The sequence below is a fragment of the Cupriavidus alkaliphilus genome (genome assembly GCF_900094595.1).
Taxonomy (GTDB): Bacteria; Pseudomonadota; Gammaproteobacteria; order Burkholderiales; family Burkholderiaceae; genus Cupriavidus; species Cupriavidus alkaliphilus.
On record NZ_FMAD01000002.1, the window covers coordinates 233,107 to 252,012 of the forward strand.

General features: G+C 69.4%; 21 protein-coding genes. 4 read left to right on the forward strand and 17 right to left on the reverse strand.

The genetic code is table 11. The features are described from left to right. Nucleotides 1-79 precede the first annotated feature (79 nt). The 4 genes from tyrS (at nt 80) to GA0116996_RS04605 (ending at nt 3,260) form a co-directional block, all read left to right on the forward strand. Entirely contained in the window at nt 80-1,321 is a 1,242-nt protein-coding gene (gene tyrS, locus GA0116996_RS04590; protein ID WP_092307709.1) for a tyrosine--tRNA ligase, read from the forward strand. A gap of 7 nt (nt 1,322-1,328) precedes the next feature. Beyond that, a complete protein-coding gene (gene dtd / locus GA0116996_RS04595; protein WP_092307711.1) occupies nt 1,329-1,790 on the forward strand; it encodes a D-aminoacyl-tRNA deacylase in 462 nt (153 codons plus the stop codon). A gap of 52 nt (nt 1,791-1,842) precedes the next feature. Further along, nucleotides 1,843-2,502, forward strand: coding sequence for a YbhB/YbcL family Raf kinase inhibitor-like protein (locus tag GA0116996_RS04600; protein ID WP_092307713.1), 660 nt, complete (start codon nt 1,843-1,845; stop codon nt 2,500-2,502). An 83-nt stretch (nt 2,503-2,585) separates the two neighbouring features. Continuing rightward, entirely contained in the window at nt 2,586-3,260 is a 675-nt protein-coding gene (locus GA0116996_RS04605; RefSeq protein ID WP_092307715.1) for a histidine phosphatase family protein, read from the forward strand. Between the two features lie 8 nt (nt 3,261-3,268). Here GA0116996_RS04605 and GA0116996_RS04610 read toward each other — a convergent pair whose 3' ends face one another. The 17 genes from GA0116996_RS04610 to GA0116996_RS04690 all read right to left on the reverse strand — a co-directional run bounded on the left by GA0116996_RS04610 (nt 3,269) and on the right by GA0116996_RS04690 (nt 18,728). Beyond that, nucleotides 3,269-3,994 carry a queuosine precursor transporter gene (locus tag GA0116996_RS04610; RefSeq protein ID WP_092307717.1) on the reverse strand — a complete coding sequence of 242 codons (726 nt, stop codon included), beginning with the start codon at nt 3,992-3,994 and terminating at the stop codon, nt 3,269-3,271. A gap of 188 nt (nt 3,995-4,182) precedes the next feature. Next, the gene (locus GA0116996_RS04615; protein WP_092307719.1) at nt 4,183-4,767 is read right to left on the reverse strand and encodes a BPSL1445 family SYLF domain-containing lipoprotein; all 585 of its coding nucleotides are present in this window, start codon (nt 4,765-4,767) and stop codon (nt 4,183-4,185) included. A gap of 44 nt (nt 4,768-4,811) precedes the next feature. Further along, on the reverse strand, nt 4,812-5,405 hold the full coding sequence (locus GA0116996_RS04620) for a hypothetical protein (protein WP_092307721.1): 594 nt from the start codon (nt 5,403-5,405) through the stop codon (nt 4,812-4,814). A 199-nt stretch (nt 5,406-5,604) separates the two neighbouring features. After that, a complete protein-coding gene (gene ruvB, locus GA0116996_RS04625; RefSeq protein WP_092308384.1) occupies nt 5,605-6,669 on the reverse strand; it encodes a Holliday junction branch migration DNA helicase RuvB in 1,065 nt (354 codons plus the stop codon). 70 nt (nt 6,670-6,739) lie between these two features. After that, a complete protein-coding gene (ruvA, locus tag GA0116996_RS04630; protein ID WP_092307723.1) occupies nt 6,740-7,321 on the reverse strand; it encodes a Holliday junction branch migration protein RuvA in 582 nt (193 codons plus the stop codon). 65 nt (nt 7,322-7,386) lie between these two features. Next, complete coding sequence (locus GA0116996_RS04635; RefSeq protein WP_092307725.1) at nt 7,387-8,628, reverse strand: glycerophosphodiester phosphodiesterase; 1,242 nt, start codon at nt 8,626-8,628, stop codon at nt 7,387-7,389. 84 nt (nt 8,629-8,712) lie between these two features. Continuing rightward, nucleotides 8,713-9,258, reverse strand: coding sequence for a crossover junction endodeoxyribonuclease RuvC (gene ruvC, locus GA0116996_RS04640; RefSeq protein WP_018008809.1), 546 nt, complete (start codon nt 9,256-9,258; stop codon nt 8,713-8,715). A gap of 170 nt (nt 9,259-9,428) precedes the next feature. Next, a complete protein-coding gene (gene purH / locus GA0116996_RS04645; protein ID WP_092307727.1) occupies nt 9,429-11,003 on the reverse strand; it encodes a bifunctional phosphoribosylaminoimidazolecarboxamide formyltransferase/IMP cyclohydrolase in 1,575 nt (524 codons plus the stop codon). A 22-nt stretch (nt 11,004-11,025) separates the two neighbouring features. After that, nucleotides 11,026-11,259: a Fis family transcriptional regulator gene (locus tag GA0116996_RS04650; protein ID WP_010813887.1), complete on the reverse strand. Its 234-nt coding sequence runs from the start codon at nt 11,257-11,259 to the stop codon at nt 11,026-11,028. Continuing rightward, nucleotides 11,256-12,317 carry a tRNA dihydrouridine synthase DusB gene (gene dusB, locus GA0116996_RS04655; RefSeq protein ID WP_092307729.1) on the reverse strand — a complete coding sequence of 354 codons (1,062 nt, stop codon included), beginning with the start codon at nt 12,315-12,317 and terminating at the stop codon, nt 11,256-11,258. Before dusB ends, GA0116996_RS04650 begins: the two co-directional genes overlap by 4 nt. A gap of 334 nt (nt 12,318-12,651) precedes the next feature. After that, a complete protein-coding gene (locus GA0116996_RS04660) occupies nt 12,652-13,890 on the reverse strand; it encodes a UbiH/UbiF/VisC/COQ6 family ubiquinone biosynthesis hydroxylase (RefSeq protein ID WP_092307731.1) in 1,239 nt (412 codons plus the stop codon). Next, nucleotides 13,871-14,350, reverse strand: coding sequence for a hypothetical protein (locus tag GA0116996_RS04665; protein WP_092307733.1), 480 nt, complete (start codon nt 14,348-14,350; stop codon nt 13,871-13,873). Before GA0116996_RS04665 ends, GA0116996_RS04660 begins: the two co-directional genes overlap by 20 nt. Next, the gene (locus tag GA0116996_RS04670) at nt 14,347-15,759 is read right to left on the reverse strand and encodes an aminopeptidase P N-terminal domain-containing protein (RefSeq protein ID WP_092307735.1); all 1,413 of its coding nucleotides are present in this window, start codon (nt 15,757-15,759) and stop codon (nt 14,347-14,349) included. The genes GA0116996_RS04665 and GA0116996_RS04670 overlap by 4 nt, the downstream gene beginning before the upstream one ends. An 81-nt stretch (nt 15,760-15,840) precedes the next feature. Next, a complete protein-coding gene (gene murU, locus GA0116996_RS04675) occupies nt 15,841-16,566 on the reverse strand; it encodes an N-acetylmuramate alpha-1-phosphate uridylyltransferase MurU (RefSeq protein WP_092307737.1) in 726 nt (241 codons plus the stop codon). Beyond that, entirely contained in the window at nt 16,563-16,889 is a 327-nt protein-coding gene (locus tag GA0116996_RS04680; RefSeq protein WP_012351792.1) for an AzlD domain-containing protein, read from the reverse strand. Before GA0116996_RS04680 ends, murU begins: the two co-directional genes overlap by 4 nt. Beyond that, nucleotides 16,886-17,689, reverse strand: a complete 804-nt coding sequence (locus GA0116996_RS04685) for an AzlC family ABC transporter permease (RefSeq protein ID WP_092307738.1) — start codon at nt 17,687-17,689, stop codon at nt 16,886-16,888. Before GA0116996_RS04685 ends, GA0116996_RS04680 begins: the two co-directional genes overlap by 4 nt. A gap of 4 nt (nt 17,690-17,693) precedes the next feature. Next, on the reverse strand, nt 17,694-18,728 hold the full coding sequence (locus GA0116996_RS04690; protein ID WP_092307740.1) for an aminoglycoside phosphotransferase family protein: 1,035 nt from the start codon (nt 18,726-18,728) through the stop codon (nt 17,694-17,696). Nucleotides 18,729-18,906: the final 178 nt, after the last annotated feature.

Consider the following 18,906-nt stretch of genomic DNA (forward strand, 5'->3'; position numbering starts at 1 on the left):
ACGCGGATTATACCAAAATCCGGCCCTGGCGGCTGTCGGCAGATTTCCTAAAATTTCAAGTATTTCAAAGACTTACGTGATGACTGAAGTTGCCTCGGCCGCACCGGCCAAATACCCCCTGACGCCCTCGGTGATGCAGGCCCTGGAAATCTCCAGGCGCGGCTGCGACGAGCTGCTGATCGAAGCGGAGTGGGCGCAGAAGCTGGCGCGCAGCGAGGCCACCGGCGTGCCGCTGCGCATCAAGCTGGGCCTGGACCCGACCGCGCCCGACATCCATATCGGCCACACCGTGGTGCTGAACAAGCTGCGCCAGCTGCAGGACCTCGGCCACCAGGTGATTTTCCTGATCGGCGACTTCACCTCGACCATCGGCGACCCATCGGGCCGCAACAGCACGCGCCCGCCGCTCACGCGCGAGCAGATCGAGGCCAATGCCCAGACCTACTACCGCCAGGCCAGCCTGGTGCTCGACCCGGCCCGCACCGAGATCCGCTACAACAGCGAATGGTGCGATCCGCTCGGCGCGCGCGGCATGATCCAGCTCGCCGCCAAGTACACCGTGGCGCGCATGATGGAGCGCGACGACTTCACCAAGCGCTTCCGCTCCGGGATTCCGATTTCCGTGCACGAGTTCCTCTACCCGCTGATGCAGGGTTACGACTCGGTGGCGCTGAAGTCCGACCTGGAACTGGGCGGCACCGATCAGAAGTTCAACCTGCTGGTGGGGCGCGAGCTGCAGAAGGAATACGGCCAGGAACCGCAGTGCATCCTGACCATGCCGCTGCTGGTGGGCCTGGACGGCGTCGAGAAGATGTCCAAGTCCAAGGGCAACTACGTAGGCGTGACCGAGGCCCCGAACGAGATGTTCGGCAAGCTGATGAGCATCTCCGACGACCTGATGTGGCAGTACTTCACGCTGCTGTCGTTCCGCCCGATGAGCGAGATCGACCTGATGAAGCAGGAGATCGCCGCCGGCCGCAACCCGCGCGACTGCAAGGTGCTGCTGGCGCAGGAGATCGTGGCGCGCTTCCACAGCCAGGCCGATGCCGAGAAGGCGCTGGAAGACTTCAACCACCGCGCCCGCGGCGGCGTGCCGGACGATATCCCGGCGGTAAGCCTGGCCGGCGCGCCGCTGGGCATCGCGCAGCTGCTCAAGCAGGCCAACCTGGTGCCGTCGACCTCGGAAGCCAACCGCAATATCGAGCAGGGCGGCGTCAAGATCGACGGCGCCACCGTGAGCGACAAGGCCACCAAGGTGGCCGCGGGCACCTACGTCGTGCAGGTCGGCAAGCGCCGCTTCGCGCGCGTGACGCTGGCCTGAGGCGGCGATGATCGCGCTGATCCAGCGGGTGGCCCAGGCCCGCGTCACGGTCGCAGGCCGCACCACCGGCGAGATCGGCGCCGGCCTGCTGGCGCTGGTCTGCGCCGAGCGGGGCGACACCGAGGCGCAGGCAGAGCGGCTGCTGGCCAAGATGCTGTCGTACCGGGTGTTTTCCGATGCGGCGGGCAAAATGAACCTGCCGGTGCAGAACATGGACGGCAACGGCAATCCGGGCGGATTGCTGGTGGTGTCGCAGTTCACGCTGGCGGCCGATACCAACAGCGGCACGCGGCCCAGCTTTACCCCCGCGGCCTCGCCCGAGGACGGCCGGCGCCTGTACGAGCATTTCGTGGCGCGGGCGCGCGCGGCGCATCCGCAGGTGCAGACCGGCGAGTTCGGCGCGATGATGCAGGTCAGCCTGGTCAACGACGGTCCGGTCACGTTCTGGCTGCGCGTGGCACCGGCCTGAACCGATTCGAAGCTGCCGCGTCTACGGCGCGGCATCAAGACAGGAGAGACAAATGAAACTCTGGAGCAAGTCCTTCAACGACAACGCGCCGATCCCCGGTGAGTTCGCCTTCTGCGTGCCCGACGCCGCCGCCCACGTGGCCCTGTCGAACAACCGCAATCCCGACCTGCACTGGGAAGATGCGCCGGCCGAGACGCGCTCGTTCGTGCTGATCTGCCACGACCGCGACGTCCCCAGCAAGGGTGACGACGTCAACCAGGAAGGCCGCGAAGTGCCGGCCTCGCTGCCGCGCGTGGACTTCTTCCACTGGGTGCTGGTCGACATCCCGCCCGGCCTGACCTCGATCGCCGCGGGCTCGCACAGCGACGGCGTGATCGCGCGCGGCAAGCCGGGCCCGGAGGCCACCGGCGGCACTGCCACCGCGGGCGGCCTGCGCCACGGCATCAACGACTATACCGGCTGGTTCGCCGGCGATGCCGACATGAAGGGCGACTACTACGGCTATGACGGCCCGTGCCCGCCGTGGAACGACGCGCTGCTGCACCACTACGTGTTCACGCTGTATGCGCTCGACCTCGACCGGCTGCCGCTGGAAGGCACCTTTACCGGCACCCAGGTGCGCGAGGCGATCCAGGGCCACGTGCTGGCGCAGGCCAGCCTGACCGGCACCTATACGCTGAACCCGAAGCTGGCAAAGGCATCGGCAGCCTGAAGCCGGGCCGGTGCCGCGTCCTGCGCGGTGCCGGGCCGGCATGGCCCCAAGCAAGCACCCGCAGCAACCCCGAAGGAAACGGCATGTCGCAAAGCCCCGGGCCGCATTCGCTGGCCTTTACCCACCTGATCGTGATCCGCCACGGCGAAACGGCCTGGAACCGGGAGCGCCGGCTGCAAGGCCAGCTCGATATTCCGCTGAACGACACCGGCCATGCGCAGGCACGGGCGCTGGCAACTGCGCTGGCGGGCGAGCCGATCGATGCGGTGTATTCCAGCGACCTGTCGCGCGCGATGGAAACCGCCGCGCCGCTGGCCGAGGCGCTGGGGCTGCAGGTGCGTGCCGATGCGCGCCTGCGCGAGCGCAGCTACGGCGCGCTGCAGGGCAAGACATACGCCGAGGTGGCCGAGCACCTTCCGGAAGACTTTGCCCGCTGGCAGGCGCGCGTGCCCGATTACGCGCCGCCCGAGGGCGAGTCGCTGCTGGGCTTCCACGAACGCGCGGTCGATGCGGTGCTGGCGCTGTCGCGCCGGCACCCGGGCGAGCGCATCGCGCTGGTCGCGCACGGCGGCGTGCTCGACTGCCTCTACCGCGAGGCCACCGGCATGACGCTGGAAGCGCCACGCCAGCACGAGCTGCTCAATGCCAGCGTCAACCGGCTGCGCAGCGACAGCACCCACCTGACCCTGGCCCAGTGGGGCGACGTCAGCCACCTCGAGAACCTGGCGCTGGACGAGGTGGACCGGCGCGTGCCGTAGCCGCGGCGCTAGACCCTGACGCGGAACGGCGTGAAGTTGGTATGCCGGTCGAAATAATCTTCGTTCTCGGCCCGCTTCAGGAAGCCCACCACCTTGTACGTCACCGGTGTCATCACCACTTCCCAGCCGGTCTTCAGCACGTACTGCGCCACCGCCACCTGGACCACCTGCTCCAGCGGCCAGATGCCGTAGAAGGCGATCACATAGAACAGCGACGAGTCCACCAGCTCGCCGGCCAGCGTCGAGCCGATGGTGCGCGTCCACAGCCAGCGGCCGCCGGTCCACAGTTTCATCTTGGCCAGCACGTAGCTGTTGGTAAAGCTGCCGCAGCAGAACGCAATCAGCGAACCGAGCGCGATGCGCCAGGTGTTGCCGAACACGTCCTGCAGGCTCTTCTGGTAGTCCGCCATGAACGGCGCGACCGGCATGTTCAGCACCACCACGCTCATGAAGGTGGCGAAGGCCAGCGCGGCAAAGCCTGCCCAGACCACGCGGCGGTCGCGCCCGTAGCCGTAGACCTCGGTGAGCACGTCGCCGAAGATGTATGAGACCGGGAAAAACAGCACGCCCGCGCCGAAGGTGACCGTGCCGATCAGCGGCAGAGTGACCTGCGCCGCCTTGGCCGCGCCGATCAGGTTCGAGCACAGCAGCACGGTGACGAAGGCCACCATGACGAAGTCGTAGTAGCGGTAGACGCGGCCGGCCTGGGGCGGGCTGGCGGTGGTGGCAGGCATGGGGACTCCCGGTCGCGTGCGCGCTGGCGCAGTGAGTTGGGCGCGATTATGCCAGCAGGCGGAGCGTTCGCGCACGCCGGGCGCCGCAGCGCGCCGCAGCCACCGCGGGCCCAGAAAGAAAATTCCCGGCCTGGGCCGGGAATCGTGTCAGAGAGGACGGCCGCTGCCAGAGCGGCATCGCCGTGGTGTCAGATATCCAGCTTGCTGATCTTGGACCCGTTCACCGAGACGTCGAACATCAGGCCGGCGTTGGTCTGCACAAAGGCAATCACTGGCTGCTGGCTGGTCAGCGTGTCGAGCCGGCCGTCCGCGCCGATCTTCGCGACCGCCACGTTGGCATCCGCACCGGCTGTCCAGCCCTTGCTGGATACGAACTTGTTGTAAGCCTCGGGCGTCATGAACATGATGATGACGGCCTTGGATTGTCCGCCGGCGGTCAGACCGACCGAGGCCTGCGTCGTGCTGTAGTAGCCGACCGTCGAGCCCTTCGAGCGCAGCGCGCCCTCGCCGTATTCGGCGCCCACGATAAAGCCGCCTGCCAGTACGCGCGGGAACACCAGGATGCCCTGCGCGCGTTGGGCCAGCTCGCGCGAGCCGTTGGCCGACGAGTACAGCCGGTTCAGCGCGCCATCGACGCCGGCATCGATTTCCTTGCGCTTGGCGGCCGGATCGTTCGAGGCGCTGGTGCCGGTGGTGGTGCAGCCCGCGGCCATCACGGTGGCGACGAGCAGGCCCGATCCGGCAACCCGGGTAACAAAGTGGCGACGATTCATAGGTAACCTCCTGATGGGAAAAGTACCGCGCCTGATTCAGTGGCTCAGTTTGCTGCGGCTGCCGCTGGCGCCCTGACCGTAATGGCCACGACTTCACGGTAGACGATCTTGGCCATCTGGCCCTGCTTGATGCCCTTCAGGTCGATGGCCGGGTCTTGCACCTTGACCGTGCGCAGCGTCTCGCGCGGGCCGCGGAAGGTGAGCAGGCGCTTGGCCGGGTCGATCTTGGTGATCTGGGCGGTCACCGTGGTGGTGATCTCGCGCATGACGCCGGGCTTGCCGCCCTCGGCCGCGCGCGTGGTGCGGTCGACCGATTCCGCCAGTGCCGTCGCCTTGCTGTCGACCGGCTCGAGCGCAGCGACCAGCGCGGCGCCGCGCGCCACGGTGAGGATGTCACCCTTGCGGATCTGGCCGAAATTGCGGACTTCGTCGCCGCCTACCAGTTCCACCACATTGCCGCGCGGGCCTTGCACCAGCACTGCCTTGGTTTCGGGATCGATATCGACGATCTTGCCGCTGATGACCGCTTCTTCCGCCACGCCGACCGGCCCCGGCGGGCGCTGGGCGTTGGCCGTGCCGGCGCTGAATGCGGTCAGGGCGATAAGGGCGGCGAGCAGGCTGGAACACTGGCGGATCATGGCTTTCCTTGACAGGTTTGCAAAGGAGCCGTGCCTCGGGCGGACACAGCCGTCATGGCACCGGGCAGGTGCCGATGAAGCCATTGTGGACAATCGGCCACCGGCCAGCAATCCACTTCGAAAAAATTTGGGGTGCGAATTTAAAACGTTTAATTGATCGCGACATGTGCGCCATGGCACACGTCTTCGCCGGCCAGGTTCAGGCGTCGCCGAACAGTTCGCCGCCGTCGCCAGCCATGCCTTGCGGGCTGGCCAGGCCGAAATGCCGGTAGGCCGCCGCTGTGGCGACGCGCCCGCGCGGGGTGCGCTGCAGATAGCCCTGCTGGATCAGGTAGGGCTCGAGCACGTCCTCGATGGTGTCGCGTTCTTCGCCGATGGCGGCGGCAAGGTTGTCCACCCCGACCGGGCCGCCGCCGAACTTGTGCAGCACCGCCTCGAGCAGCTTGCGGTCCATCAGGTCGAAGCCGACGCGGTCGACATCGAGCATGGCCAGTGCGGCATCGGCCATCTGGCGCGTGATGGTGCCGTCGCCCTTGACCTCGGCGTAGTCGCGCACCCGGCGCAGCAGCCGGTTGGCGATGCGGGGCGTGCCGCGCGCGCGCCGGGCGATTTCCAGCGCGCCTTGCGGATCGATGCGGGCGTGCAGCAACTGCGCCGAGCGGCTGACGATGCGGGCCAGCTCCTCGGCGGTGTAGAACTCCAGCCGCGCAACGATGCCGAAGCGGTCGCGCAGCGGGTTGGTCAGCATGCCGGCGCGCGTGGTGGCGCCCACCAGCGTGAACGGCTGCAGGTCCAGCTTGACCGAGCGCGCCGCCGGGCCTTCGCCGATCATGATGTCGATCTGGTAGTCCTCCAGCGCCGGGTACAGGATTTCCTCGACCACCGGCGAGAGCCGGTGGATCTCGTCGATGAAGAGGACGTCGTTGGCTTCCAGGTTGGTCAGCAGCGCGGCGAGATCGCCGGGGCGCTCCAGCACCGGGCCCGAGGTCTGGCGCAGGTTGACCCCCATCTCGCGCGCGATGATGTGGGCCAGCGTGGTCTTGCCCAGCCCGGGCGGGCCGAACAGCAGCACGTGGTCGAGCGCCTCGCGGCGCTTGCGCGCCGCGTGCATGAAGATGTCCAGCTGGCCGCGCACCTTTTCCTGGCCGACATACTCGTCCAGCAGCTTGGGCCGCAGTGCGCGCTCGAACGCCTCCTCCTGCGACGAGGCGGGGGTGGCGGCGATCACGCGGGAGGGGGCGGCAAGCTTGTCTGTTTCGATCATGGTGGTCAGGGGCCCGGACAGCGGCAACAATGCGCCATTCTACGCGCCATTTTGCGGCGCAACCCCGGGCTCAGCCCTTCGACAGCGCCTTCAGCGCCAGCTTGATGCCCTCGGACACCCCGGTGCCGGCCGGCACCTGCTTGATCGCGGCCGCGGCCTCCTTCTCCGAGTAGCCCAGCGCCAGCAGCGCATTGAGCACGTCGACGGCACTGTCTGGCACCGCCGCCGCGCCGGGCGCGTGGCCCAGTTCCGCGCCCAGCTTGCCCTTGAGCTCCAGCAGCAGCCGCTCGGCGGTCTTCTTGCCGATGCCGGGGATGCGCGTCAGGCGCCCGGCTTCCTGCAGCGTGATCGCCTGCGCCAGCTCGGGCACGGACATGCCCGACAGCACCGCCAGCGCCATGCGCGCGCCGATGCCGGTGATCTTGATCAGCTCGCGAAAGGTGTTGCGCTCGGCCGCGCTGCCGAAGCCGTACAGCAGGTGCGCATCCTCGCGCACGATCAGCTGCGTCAGCAGGGTCACTGGCTGGCCCACCGCGGGCAGGTTGTAGAAGGTGCTCATCGGCACGTCGACCTCGTAGCCGACGCCGTGGCAGTCGACCAGCAGGTGCGGGGGATTCTTCTCGATAAGGGTGCCGGCGATGCGTCCGATCATGGTGCGGGAACAGGAGGTCAGGAAAGAGGCGGCCGCCAGTGTAGCGCGGCGGCCGCCCGGCCGGCTCAGCGCGCCGTATCGACGGCGCGCCGGCCCAGCGCCGGGTCGTCGGTGAAGAAGCCATCGATGCCGGCCGCGACGAAGGCCTGCACTTCGCGCTCCATGCCCGCCGGGCTGCGCGTGGCCTCGTCGCCGCCGCTCTGCAGCGCCTTGGGCAGGAAGTTGTTTTCCGGGCGGAAGGTGTATGGGTGGACAAAGAGCCCGGCGGCATGGGCCTGCTGTACCACCGCGGTCGGCGCGCCCAGGGCACCCTGCGCATCGCGGGGTACGACGCTGCTTTTCTCGGGGCCGATGCCGTCGGCGTAGGCCGCGACTTCGCGCAGGCCGGTCGTGCTCAGCATGTCGCCGAAGGTGCGGCCGTCGCCGGCCAGCTTCCAGTCGGCCGGGCCCTTGCGCGGGTTGCCGATCAGCTGGACCAGCTTGACGTTGGGCAAGCCGTTGCCCAGCGTGCGGCGCAGCGCGCGCAGGCTGCCGCTCTCGAAACACTGGATGAACACCGGCGCGCTGCGCAGGTAGGGCTGCGCCCGCACCGCCGCGGCGAGCTTGTCCTCGAGCGGCAGGCCGATGCCGCGGAAGTAGCTGGGATGCTTCAGCTCTGCATAGATGCCGACGGGTTTGCCGGTGCGCAGCGCGGCCTGCTCGGCCAGGCGCACGATCTCGTCGAAGGACGGCACCTCGAACTGGTCGTTCAGGCGCGCATTGGCCGGGCGCAGGCGCGGGATGCGCTCGCGCGCGCGCAGCGTCTTCAGCTCGGCCAGCGTAAAGTCCTCGGTGAACCAGCCCGTCAGGCGCTCGCCGTCGATCACCTTGGTGCGCTTGCGCTCGGCGAACTGCGGCAGTTCGGCCACGTTGGTGGTGCCGGTGATGTCGTTCTCGTGGCGCGCCACCAGCACGCCGTCGCGCGTCATGACGAGGTCGGGCTCGATCGCGTCGGCGCCGTCCTCGATCGCCTTGGCATAGGCGGCCAGCGTATGTTCCGGACGCAGCGCGCTGGCACCGCGGTGCGCGATCACCAGCGGCTTGGGCGGCGGCGCCGCCACCGCGGCCGGCGCGCTCGCGGCGGGCGCCGGCGCCGGCCCAGCCGGCGGTGCGGCGCGCTTGGGGCGCGGCGCCGTGGCGCAACCGGCGGCCAGCGCCGCGCATGCGGCGGCGGCGACGGTCGGCAACAGCCAGCGGCGGCAGGCGGCAACGACACGGGCGAGGCTGGCGCGCGGGCGCGGCGCGCGCAGTCGGGACTGGCTAGGCATGCAGCGTTCCTGTGGTGGGACCAAGCCCCGATTGTAAAAGACGCGCAAGCGTGCAGGCGGCAACGGCAGCTGCGGCCGGCGTGTTCAGCCGACCAGGCGTCCGCGCCGCACGCGCATGCCCTTGCGCACCAGTTCGGGCGCCAGGCCGGCGAGCGTGCCCAGGGTATCGCCGCCGTTGGCATGGCAGATTGCCACGCCCAGCGCATCGGCCGCATCGCTGCCGGGCTGGCCGGGCAGCATCAGCAGCCGCGTCACCATTTCCTGCACCTGCGCCTTGTTGGCGCGGCCATAGCCGACTACCGCCACCTTGAGCTGCAGCGCGGTGTACTCGAACACCGGCAGGCCGTAGCCCACCAGCCCGCAGATCGCCGCGCCGCGGGCCTGGCCGAGCAGCAGCGTGGACTGCGGGTTGACGTTGACGAAGACCTTCTCGATCGCCGCGCAGTCGGGTGCATAGGTCCGCGACACTTCGCTGATGCCGTCGTACAGCGTCTTCAGCCGCTCCGGCAGGTTGGCATTGCCATCGCTCTTGATCGTGCCCGAGGCGATGTAGGCAAGCTTGTTGCCCTGCTTCTCGATCACGCCGAAGCCGGTGGTGCGCAGGCCGGGGTCGATGCCTAGGATTCGCATGGGGATGGGGTAGGGAGGACGCCGACTAGTGTATTGCTTTTTGCGCGGAGGGCTGGGCGGCGTAGCCCTTGAGGCGAGGCAGAATCTGAGAGGGCCTTCGAATGGGCCTGTTGCAGGCTCCCTCTCCCGCAGGCGGGAGAGGGGAGCAAACCGGCGGGATGCCGGCCTGCTTAATGGCGGAAATGCCGCGTGCCCGTCAGCACCATCGCAATGCCGCGCTCGTCGGCGGCGGCAATCACTTCATCGTCGCGCACCGAGCCGCCCGGCTGGATCACGCAGGTCGCGCCCGCATCGACCACCACGTCGAGGCCGTCGCGGAACGGGAAGAACGCGTCCGATGCCACCGCCGAGCCGGCCAGGGTCAGGCCGGCGTTCTGCGCCTTGATGCTGGCGATGCGGGCCGAATCGACGCGGCTCATCTGGCCGGCGCCCACGCCCAGCGTCATGCCGCCGCCGCAGAACACGATGGCGTTGGACTTGACGAACTTGGCCACGCGCCAGGCAAACATCAGGTCGTCCATTTCCTTCGGCGTCGGGTGGCGGCGCGTCACCACGCGCAGCTCGGACGGCTGCACGTTCTTGGCGTCCGGGCTCTGCACCAGCAGGCCGCCGCCGACGCGCTTGAAGTCAAACTGGTTGATGCCCTTGCCCAGCGGGATCTCGAGCAGGCGCACGTTCTGCTTGGCCGCGAACACGGCGCGCGCGGCGGCGCTGAACGACGGCGCGATCAGCACTTCGACGAACTGCTTGGCCACGGCCTGCGCGGCGGCTTCGTCCAGCTCGACGTTGAAGGCGATGATGCCGCCGAAGGCCGAGGTCGAGTCGGTCTTGAAGGCCTTGTCATACGCTTCCAGCGCGCTCGCGCCCAGCGCCACGCCGCACGGGTTGGCGTGCTTGATGATGACGCAGGCGGCGCCCGCGGCGGCGTCGAACGACTTCACGCATTCCCACGCGGCATCGGCGTCGGCGATGTTGTTGTACGACAGCTCCTTGCCCTGCAGCTGCACGTAGTTGGCCAGCGCGCCGTCGACCGCCTTCAGGTCGCGGTAGAACGCCGCCGACTGGTGCGGGTTCTCGCCGTAGCGCATTTCCTGCACCTTGTCGAAGGCCAGGTTCAGCGTCTGCGGGTAGGCGCTGCGGGCCTGGTGCGACTTGTCGGCACCGAGGCTGGTCAGGTAGTTGGTGATGGCGCCGTCGTACTGCGCGGTGTGCGCGAACACCTTGGTGGCCAGGCGGAAGTTGGTGTCGTAGCCGACGCTGTTGCCGTTGGCGCGCATTTCATCGAGCACCACGGCGTAGTCGGCCGGGTCGACGATCACGGTCACGTCGCGGTGGTTCTTGGCCGCCGAGCGCAGCATGGTCGGGCCGCCGATGTCGATGTTCTCGATCGCGTCCGGCAGCGTGCAGTCATCCTTGGCCACGGTCTCCTGGAACGGGTACAGGTTCACCACCAGCAGGTCGATGGTGGGGATATTGTGTTCGGCCAGCGCGGCCATGTGCTCGGGCAGGTCGCGGCGCGCCAGGATGCCGCCGTGGACCTTGGGGTGCAGCGTCTTGACGCGGCCGTCGAGCATTTCCGGGAAGCCGGTGTAGTCGGCCACCTCCGTCACGGGCAGGCCGCTGTCGGCCAGCAGCTTGGCGGTGCCGCCGGTGGAAAGCAGCGTCACGCCGAGCGCGTTCAGTTCGCGCGCGAATTCGACGATGCCGGTCTTGTCGGAAACGGAGAGTAGGGCTTGCTTGATCATGGCAGTGGGAAACGCTTCAAATTCAAAGTAAACCGTGCTGCTGCAGCTTCTTGCGCAGCGTATTGCGATTGATGCCCAGGTAGGCGGCCGCCAGCGACTGGTTGCGCTCGGCGCGCACCATCACGGCTTCCAGCAGCGGCCGTTCGACCGCCTCGAGCACCATGTTGTACATGTTCGACGGCTCTTCGCCGTCCAGGTCGCGAAAGTACGTATCCAGGCTTTCCCGGATGCACTGGTCGATAGCGTTGCGGCTCATGCGGCAAGCAACTCCCCGTTTTTGTTGTTGTTCGCTTCGTCTTTGTCTTGCGCCGCGTCGTCGACATACACCAGCCGGTCGGAAATCTGCGCCTGCTCGTCAAAGAAAGCATTGACCGCGGCCAGCTGCTCGGCGGTGCTTTCCAGCGTGTTCATGCGGTGGCGGAACAGGTTGGCGCCGCGCAGCCCGCGCGTGTACCAGGCAATGTGCTTGCGCGCGGTGCGCACGCCGGTGAACTCGCCGTAGAAGGCGTAGTGGTCTTCCAGGTGCGCGTTCATGATGGCGCGGATCTCGGCGACTTCCGGCGACGGCAGCATCTCGCCGGTCTTCAGGAAATGCTCGATCTCGCGGAACAGCCAGGGCCGGCCCTGCGCCGCGCGGCCGATCATGAGCGCGTCGGCGCCGGTCAGCGCCAGCACCTCGCTGGCCTTCTGCGGCGTGGTGATGTCGCCGTTGGCGACCACCGGGATCGACAGCTCTGCCTTGACCGCGGCAATGGTCTCGTACTCGGCGTCGCCGTGGTACAGGTCGGCGCGCGTGCGGCCGTGGATGGTCAGCATGCTGATGCCGGCGTCCTCGACCATGCGCGCGATGCGCAGCGCATTGCGGTTTTCGCGGTTCCAGCCGGTGCGGATCTTGAGCGTGACCGGCACGCGCTCGCCTACGGCGGCGACCACCGCCTCGACGATGCGCACCACCAGCGGCTCGTTCTGCAGCAGGGCCGAGCCGGCGGCGACGTTGCACACCTTCTTGGCCGGGCAGCCCATATTGATGTCGATGATCTGCGCGCCGCGGTCGACGTTGTAGCGCGCCGCCTCGGCCATCATCGACGGCTCGGCGCCGGCGATCTGCACCGCGATCGGTTCGACCTCGCCGGCGTGGTTGGCGCGGCGCATGGTCTTCTCGCTCTTCCACAGCTGGGCGTTCGAGGCGACCATTTCCGACACCGCGTAGCCCGCGCCCAGCTGCTTGCACAGCTGGCGGAAGGGACGGTCCGTCACGCCCGCCATCGGGGCGACAAACAGGTTGTTGCGGAGTTGGTGAGGTCCGATCTGCACGGCGGTGGTCGCGGTTGTGGCGGTTGTAGCGGTGAAAGGGGCGGTCCTGGCGACCCGTCACGGCAATCCCGGCTGCGCGCGGCACGCCATGCGCCGCGACGGACCGGGACAGCCTGCCCTGAGGCCGGAGGGAAACAGAGACGAAACGGAAAAACATGTCCCTGCCGAAACTGCTGCCGGCGGTGGATCGGGACATGTGCGAGGGCAGGATTCTACCGCCAATCGGTCGCCGTTGCCCAAGATTTGAGCATCCACGGCGCGGGGCGCCGGTGACCGTGGTGTCCTGCCGCACCGCCAGTGGCGCAAGCGCCACTGGCGGTGCGCGGCCGGCCATTCAACGGCGCATGCCGAACATCATGTGGCGGGCCAGCGCGTGCCGCAGCGGCGGCAGGCATGCCAGCGCCGCCAGCGACGCGCCCCGTGCATGGGCCGCGAGCGGGTAGGCCACGCCGAACACGCGCGGCAGCAGGTCGGTCACGCCGATGGTGACGGCGCGGTCGAGGCGGTGGCGGGCCGCGAACGCCTGCAGCGCTTGCGGGGTGCAGGCGCCGCGCAGCGAGTCGGCCAGCGCAAAGGCATCGCGCAGGCCCAGGTTCAGCCCCTGTCCGGCCACCGGATGCAGCGTCTGCGCGGCATTGCCGACCGCGACCACGCGCCCGTTGACCGTGACCGGCGCGGCGTTCAGCCCCAGCGGGAAGGCATGGCGCTTGCCCGCCAGCGTGAACTGGCCCATGCGGTCGCCGAAGACGCGGCCCAGCTCCGCGGCAAACTGCGCGTCCGGCAGCGCGATGCGGCGCGCGGCCTGTTCCGGCGGGCAGCACCACACCAGCGCGTAGCCGGGCGTGCCGTGTTCCTCGTGCGGCAGCAGCGCCAGCGGGCCTTCCTCGGTAAAGCGCTCCCAGGCCCAGCCGGGCTGCGGGCGCGAGCAGGTCACATGGGCGATCACCGCGGTCTGGCGGTAGTCGCGCGTGCGCGCGCCGCGGCCCTGGTGCGCGGCCTGTTCATGGAACAGCCCGCCCTCGGCCTGCACCGCCACGCGCGCGGCAAACCGCGCCGCCTGGCCGTCGTGGCCCGTGCCCTCCAGATGCACGATGCCGGCGTCCGCCACGTCCGCGGCGCGCGGCACCGGATCCTGCTCGATCCGCTCGATGCGGGTTTCGAAGACCCGCCGAAGCTGGTCTGCGCCGGCCGCCTGCGCGGCCTGCGCCAGCGCCCGCTCGAGCACGTTGCACAGCTCGCCGTAGCGCACCACGTAGCCGAGCGCGGGCACGCCGTAGTCGTCATGGTGCAGGCGGACATGGCCGAAGCGGCCGCGCTGCGACACATGGATATGCTCGATCGGGCTGCCCTGCACCGGCCACGCGCCGATCTGCTCGAGCAGCTGGCGGCTGCCGTGCGACAGCGCGATCGCACGCGGGTCGCGCGCCGCGCGCGCCGGCGTGGCGGCGTCGACCAGCACGATGCGCCAGCCGGTGGTGCGCAACAGCTGGCAAGCCAGCGCCAGTCCGACCGGGCCGCCGCCGACGATGGCGATATCGGCCGGGCCGTCGAAATCAGGCTGCGGGGCCGCCATTGTCACGGTCTCCTGCCTGGTCTGCGTCGGTTCCGGGCCGGGCTTCGGTGCCGCGCTTCCAGCAGATCGCGTCCGAGCGCGACTTGCCGGCCGCGACGTCGCGCAGCGCGTTGTCGAGCTTCTGCTGGTTGAAGCCCGGCAGCGCGCGCAGCTGCTCCAGCAGCGCGGCATGGTTGGCGGCATCGAACGGCACCACGCAGCCCTGACCAGAGTCCGGCGCGCCGATCAGGATCAGCCAGGCCCTGCCGGCCCATGGCGCGCGGTCGGAGACCCGCACCACCACGCGCTCGAGCACGTTCCAGGCGAGCTCCTCGCGCTGGCCGTCGGGGCGGTGCACCACCACGCGGTCGTCGTACAGGTTGACGATGAACGGTTCGGACGGATCGGGTCGCCGGGCACTGCCGGCCTGGTCGCGGGCGCCGCCCTGGCCCGGCAGGATCCTGCGCAGCCAGCCGATCATCGCTGGCCTCCGGCGGGGGCGCGGTCGCGCATCAGCGCTTCGATCTCGTCGGCCAGCACCGGCACGCCGCGCGTGATCAGCTCGCAGTCGCCCTCGGTGACCACGGCGTCGTCCTCGATGCGGATGCCGATGTGCCAGTAGCGCTCGGGCACGTCCTCGGCCGGGCGCACGTAGATGCCGGGCTCGATGGTCAGCACCATGCCGGGCTGCAGCGGCCGCCATGGCCGCTCGCCCTCGCCGCTGTGGCTGGCCACGCGGTATTCGCCGACGTCATGGACATCCATGCCCAGCCAGTGGCCGGTGCGGTGCATGTAGAAGCGGCGGTAGCTGCCGCTGGCCAGCACGTCGTCGAGCGTGCCTTCCTTGTTGCGGTCGAGCAGGCCGGTGTCGAGCATGCCCTGGGCCAGCACGCGCACGGCGGCGTCATGCGGGACGTCGTAGGGCACGCCGGCGCGGGTCTCGTCGATGGCGGCCTGTTGCGCGGCCACCACCAGGTCATACAGCTCGCGCTGCGCCGGCGAGAAGCGGCCCGAGACCGGGAAGGTGCGGGTGATGTCCGAAGCGTAGCCATCCAGCTCGCAGCCGGCGTCGATCAGGCACAGGTCGCCATCCTTCAGTTCGGCCGGGCCGGCGCGGTAGTGCAGCACGCAGGCGTTCGGGCCGGCGGCGACGATCGAGTTGTAGGCCACGCTCTGCGCGCCATGGCGGCGGAATTCATAGAGCAGCTCGGCCTCGAGGTGGTATTCGCGCAGGCCGGCGCGGGTGGCCTGCATCGCGCGCACATGGGCGCCGGCGGAAATCGCCGCGGCGCGGCGCATGACGGCCAGCTCGCCGGCATCCTTGAACAGCCGCATTTCGTCGAGCAGCGTGCGGATGTCGAGCGCCACCGACGGGGCGGCCACGCCGGCGCGGCCCTGCATGCGCACCGCGTCGAGCCAGCGGCGCATCTGCATGTCGGTGCGGATCGAATCGGCGAGCGGGTAGGCCAGCTGCGCGCGGTTGGCCAGCAGCGGCGGCAGCGTGGCGTCGATCTCTTCGACCGAATGCGCTTCGTCGAAGCCGAACGCGGCGCGCGCGCCTTCCGGGCCGAAGCGGAAGCCGTCCCAGATCTCGCGCTCTTCATGCTTGGGGCGGCAGAACAGGATGCTGCGGTCGGCCTCGGCCGGCTCGCCGGGCGCGCCCGCCACCAGCACCAGCACCGCTTCGGGCTCGGTGAAGCCGCTCAGGTAATAGAAATAGCTGTCGTGCCGGTACGGATAGTCGCTGTCGCGGTTGCGCATGGCTTCCGGCGCCGTGGGCAGGATGGCCACGCCGCCGCCGCCGGCGCGCAGGTGCTGCAGCACACGGGCGCGGCGTTCGCGGTAAGCGGCGAGGGGGGCGGCGAGGGGGGCGGGATCAGGTGCGGACATGGTCTGGCCTGGATAAGAAGGATCAGGCCGATTCTACCGCCGCTGGCGGCGCCGCTGCGCCAGTGGCGCCAAAGTCGCGCGCTAGCGCCCTGGTGCGGCCGACAGCATCGCGTCCAGGCCGGCCAGCTGCGCCGGCGTGCCGACGTTCTCCCAGCGACCGTCGAAGCGCTCGCCGGTGGCGGTGCCGGCGGCGATGCCGGCGTGGTAGATCGGCGTCATCGCCAGCCGCGTGCCCGGCACGATATCGGTGAACAGCCGGGTGTCGTACAGCCCGATATTGCCGAAGGTGAGGCGCTCGCCGCTGGCCGGCTCGGTCTCGAGCGAGAGCCGGCCATGATCGTCCAGCGCGAAATCCCCGCGCGGGTGGAACGGCGGGTTCGGCACCATCACCAGGTGCATGTGCGGTGCGGCCGCGCCCGCCAGCGCCTGCGCGCGCGGCAGCAACGCGCGGAAATCGTAGTCGCAGAAGATGTCGCCGGACACGGCCAGGAAGATCTCGCCGCGGACCGGGTCGTGCGAGAGCAGCGGCAGGGCCTTGGCGATGCCGCCGGCGGTTTCCAGTGCCTCGCCCTCGGCCGAGTAGGCGATGCGCACGCCGAAGCGGCTGCCGTCGCCCAGCGCCGCTTCGATCTGCGCGCCCAGCCAGGCGTGGTTGATGACGATGTCGCGCAGTCCCGCGCGCGCCAGCGCCTCGATCTTCCAGACGATCAGCGGCTTGCCGCCCACCGTCAGCAGCGGCTTGGGGCAGGCATCGGTCAGCGGACGCATGCGGTCGCCGCGGCCGGCGGCAAAGATCATCACCTTCATCGGAACAGGGCCTCCAGGGCAAGCAGCGTGGCCATGCCGCCGGCAATGGTCCAGCCCACGCTGCGGGTACGCGCGGCAATCAGGATGGCGACCACGCCGGCCACCAGCCTGGCGTTGGTCGGGGTCAGGGCGAGTTCGCCCTGCTGCATCAGCAGGTCGGGGGCGATCAGCGCCGACAGCATCGCGGCTGGCACGAACTGCAGCGCGGTGCGAAACCACGACGGCAGCCGCACCCGCCCTTCGACGGCGATGAACGACAGGCGAATCAGGAAGGTGGCCAGGCCCGCGGCCAGGAACACCCACAGCAGCGTCAGCGCGCTCATGCGGCCTCCTTGCCAGCGGTGCCGGCAGTGCTGGCATCCGCGGCGTGGCTGGCGGCACGGGGCCCGGGGCGGTTGCCGCGTCCCAGCACCAGCATGCCGACGGCGATGCCGCCTAGCGCCGCCACCATCAGGCCAAGCTTGTGCGGCAGGCTGAAGCAGGCCACCGCCAGCGCGCTGGCCGCCAGCGCCGCGGCGACATGCGAGCGATGTTTGAGGCCCGGCACGATGATGCCGATAAAGGTCAGTGGCAGGAAGAAATCCAGCGGCCAGTGGCGCGGCACCTGGGCGCCGACCAGCACGCCGGCCAGGGTCGAGAGCTGCCAGCTGGCCCACAGCGCGAAGCCGCCGCCAAAGTAATACCAGTGGCGGTAGCGGGCGCGCGGGCCGGTGTCGCCCAGCCGGTGCGTCATCGCGGCAAAGGCCTCGTCGGTCAGCAGGTAGGCGATCAGCGCCTTCCAGCGCCGCGGCAGGTGCGCCAGGGTCGGCGCGATGGTGGCCGAGTACAGCGCGTGGCGCAGGTTGACCATGGCCACCGTCAGCGTGATCACTACCGCCGGGGTGCCGGCGGTCCACAGCTGGGTCAGGATCATCTGCGAGGCGCCGCCGAACACGATCGCGCTCATGGCGCAGGCCAGCCACGCGGGCATGCCGGCGCCGACCGCCAGCACGCCGTAGATCAGCCCGAACGGCACCACGCCCAGCAGCATCGGCGCAAGCGCGCGCGCGCCGGCCAGCCATTCGCCGGCGGCGGTGATGGCGGGCGCGGCACTGTCGTGCGGACCGGATGGGTCGGCGCGCATGGCGTCAGAACGTATAGCCGGCCGGGCTGGCCACGCCTTCGAGCGCGTCCAGCAGGCGGATCAGCTTGCGCAGTTCGGTATAGCGCCCGGCCACCTGGCGCGTGTATTTCATCACCAGCGGCAGGTTGGCGAGGTAGCCGTCCTTGCCGTCGCGGTGGTACAGGCGGGCGAAGATCCCCAGCACCTTGAGGTGGCGCTGCAGTCCCATCCACTCGAAGTCGCGGTAGAACTCGCCGAAGTCAGGGTTGACCGGCAGCGCCGCCTTGCGCGCGCGTTCCCAGTAGCGGATCAGCCAGTCGAGCTGCTGCTCTTCCTCCCATTCGATATAGGCGTCGCGCCACAGCGACACCGCATCGTAGGTGATCGGGCCGGCCACCGCGTCCTGGAAGTCGAGCACGCCCGGGTTGGCGGCGCCTTCGAGCACCATCAGGTTGCGCGAGTGGAAGTCGCGGTGCACGTAGACCTGGGGCTGGGCGAGGTTGTTGGCAAGCAGCGCCTCCGTCACTTCGTGCCAGTCGGCCTGCTGGGCCTCGGTCAGGGTGGCGCCGAGATGCCTGGCCACGTACCACTGCGGGAACAGGTCGAGCTCGCGCTGCAGCAGCGCGCGGTCGTAGGCGGGCAGTTCGCCGGGGCGCGTGGCGGCCTGGATGCGGACCAGCGCGGCGGCGGCGTCGGTGTACAGGCCGTGCACGGAGGAATCATCCAGCTTCGACAGGTAGGTCTGGCTGCCAAGGTCGGCCAGCAGCAGGAAGCCCTGCTCAAGGTCTTGCGCCAGCACCGTCGGCACGGTCACGCCGGCGGCGCCGAACAGTTGGCAGACATGGATGAACGGGCGGCAGTCTTCATGCGCGGGCGGGGCGTCCATCACGATCGCGGTGGGATGCGCGTGATGGCCGGTGCGGACGCGGAAATAGCGCCGGAAGCTGGCATCGGCCGAGGCCGGGACGCAGGACTCGGGATCGGCGGACCATGCCGGTCCGAGTCCGGCCACCCAGGCCTTGAGCTGGTCCAGGCGCGGGTCGTGGGGAAGAGCTGCCATACAGGTACTTGTCGGAGGTACGTGTGGGGATGGGGCGCGGGGGCGGAACGAAAGTGAAAGCCCTCGATGACACCAGAAATGAAACCGGAAGTAAGCGGCAAGAGCACCCCGGGTTGCCCCGTATAATACCCGACCAGACCGGGGCGCCGGTGGCCTCCGGGAGGGGCCGCGTTGCCCC

Coding starts and splice junctions, on each gene's coding strand:
- tyrS (WP_092307709.1), top strand. CDS start 80: ATGACTGAAGTTGCCTCGGCCGCACCGGCCAAATACCCCCTGACGCCC.
- dtd (WP_092307711.1), top strand. CDS start 1,329: ATGATCGCGCTGATCCAGCGGGTGGCCCAGGCCCGCGTCACGGTCGCA.
- GA0116996_RS04600 (WP_092307713.1), top strand. CDS start 1,843: ATGAAACTCTGGAGCAAGTCCTTCAACGACAACGCGCCGATCCCCGGT.
- GA0116996_RS04605 (WP_092307715.1), top strand. CDS start 2,586: ATGTCGCAAAGCCCCGGGCCGCATTCGCTGGCCTTTACCCACCTGATC.
- GA0116996_RS04610 (WP_092307717.1), bottom strand. CDS start 3,994: ATGCCTGCCACCACCGCCAGCCCGCCCCAGGCCGGCCGCGTCTACCGC.
- GA0116996_RS04615 (WP_092307719.1), bottom strand. CDS start 4,767: ATGAATCGTCGCCACTTTGTTACCCGGGTTGCCGGATCGGGCCTGCTC.
- GA0116996_RS04620 (WP_092307721.1), bottom strand. CDS start 5,405: ATGATCCGCCAGTGTTCCAGCCTGCTCGCCGCCCTTATCGCCCTGACC.
- ruvB (WP_092308384.1), bottom strand. CDS start 6,669: ATGATCGAAACAGACAAGCTTGCCGCCCCCTCCCGCGTGATCGCCGCC.
- ruvA (WP_092307723.1), bottom strand. CDS start 7,321: ATGATCGGACGCATCGCCGGCACCCTTATCGAGAAGAATCCCCCGCAC.
- GA0116996_RS04635 (WP_092307725.1), bottom strand. CDS start 8,628: ATGCCTAGCCAGTCCCGACTGCGCGCGCCGCGCCCGCGCGCCAGCCTC.
- ruvC (WP_018008809.1), bottom strand. CDS start 9,258: ATGCGAATCCTAGGCATCGACCCCGGCCTGCGCACCACCGGCTTCGGC.
- purH (WP_092307727.1), bottom strand. CDS start 11,003: ATGATCAAGCAAGCCCTACTCTCCGTTTCCGACAAGACCGGCATCGTC.
- GA0116996_RS04650 (WP_010813887.1), bottom strand. CDS start 11,259: ATGAGCCGCAACGCTATCGACCAGTGCATCCGGGAAAGCCTGGATACG.
- GA0116996_RS04660 (WP_092307731.1), bottom strand. CDS start 13,890: ATGGCGGCCCCGCAGCCTGATTTCGACGGCCCGGCCGATATCGCCATC.
- GA0116996_RS04665 (WP_092307733.1), bottom strand. CDS start 14,350: ATGATCGGCTGGCTGCGCAGGATCCTGCCGGGCCAGGGCGGCGCCCGC.
- GA0116996_RS04670 (WP_092307735.1), bottom strand. CDS start 15,759: ATGTCCGCACCTGATCCCGCCCCCCTCGCCGCCCCCCTCGCCGCTTAC.
- murU (WP_092307737.1), bottom strand. CDS start 16,566: ATGAAGGTGATGATCTTTGCCGCCGGCCGCGGCGACCGCATGCGTCCG.
- GA0116996_RS04680 (WP_012351792.1), bottom strand. CDS start 16,889: ATGAGCGCGCTGACGCTGCTGTGGGTGTTCCTGGCCGCGGGCCTGGCC.
- GA0116996_RS04685 (WP_092307738.1), bottom strand. CDS start 17,689: ATGCGCGCCGACCCATCCGGTCCGCACGACAGTGCCGCGCCCGCCATC.
- GA0116996_RS04690 (WP_092307740.1), bottom strand. CDS start 18,728: ATGGCAGCTCTTCCCCACGACCCGCGCCTGGACCAGCTCAAGGCCTGG.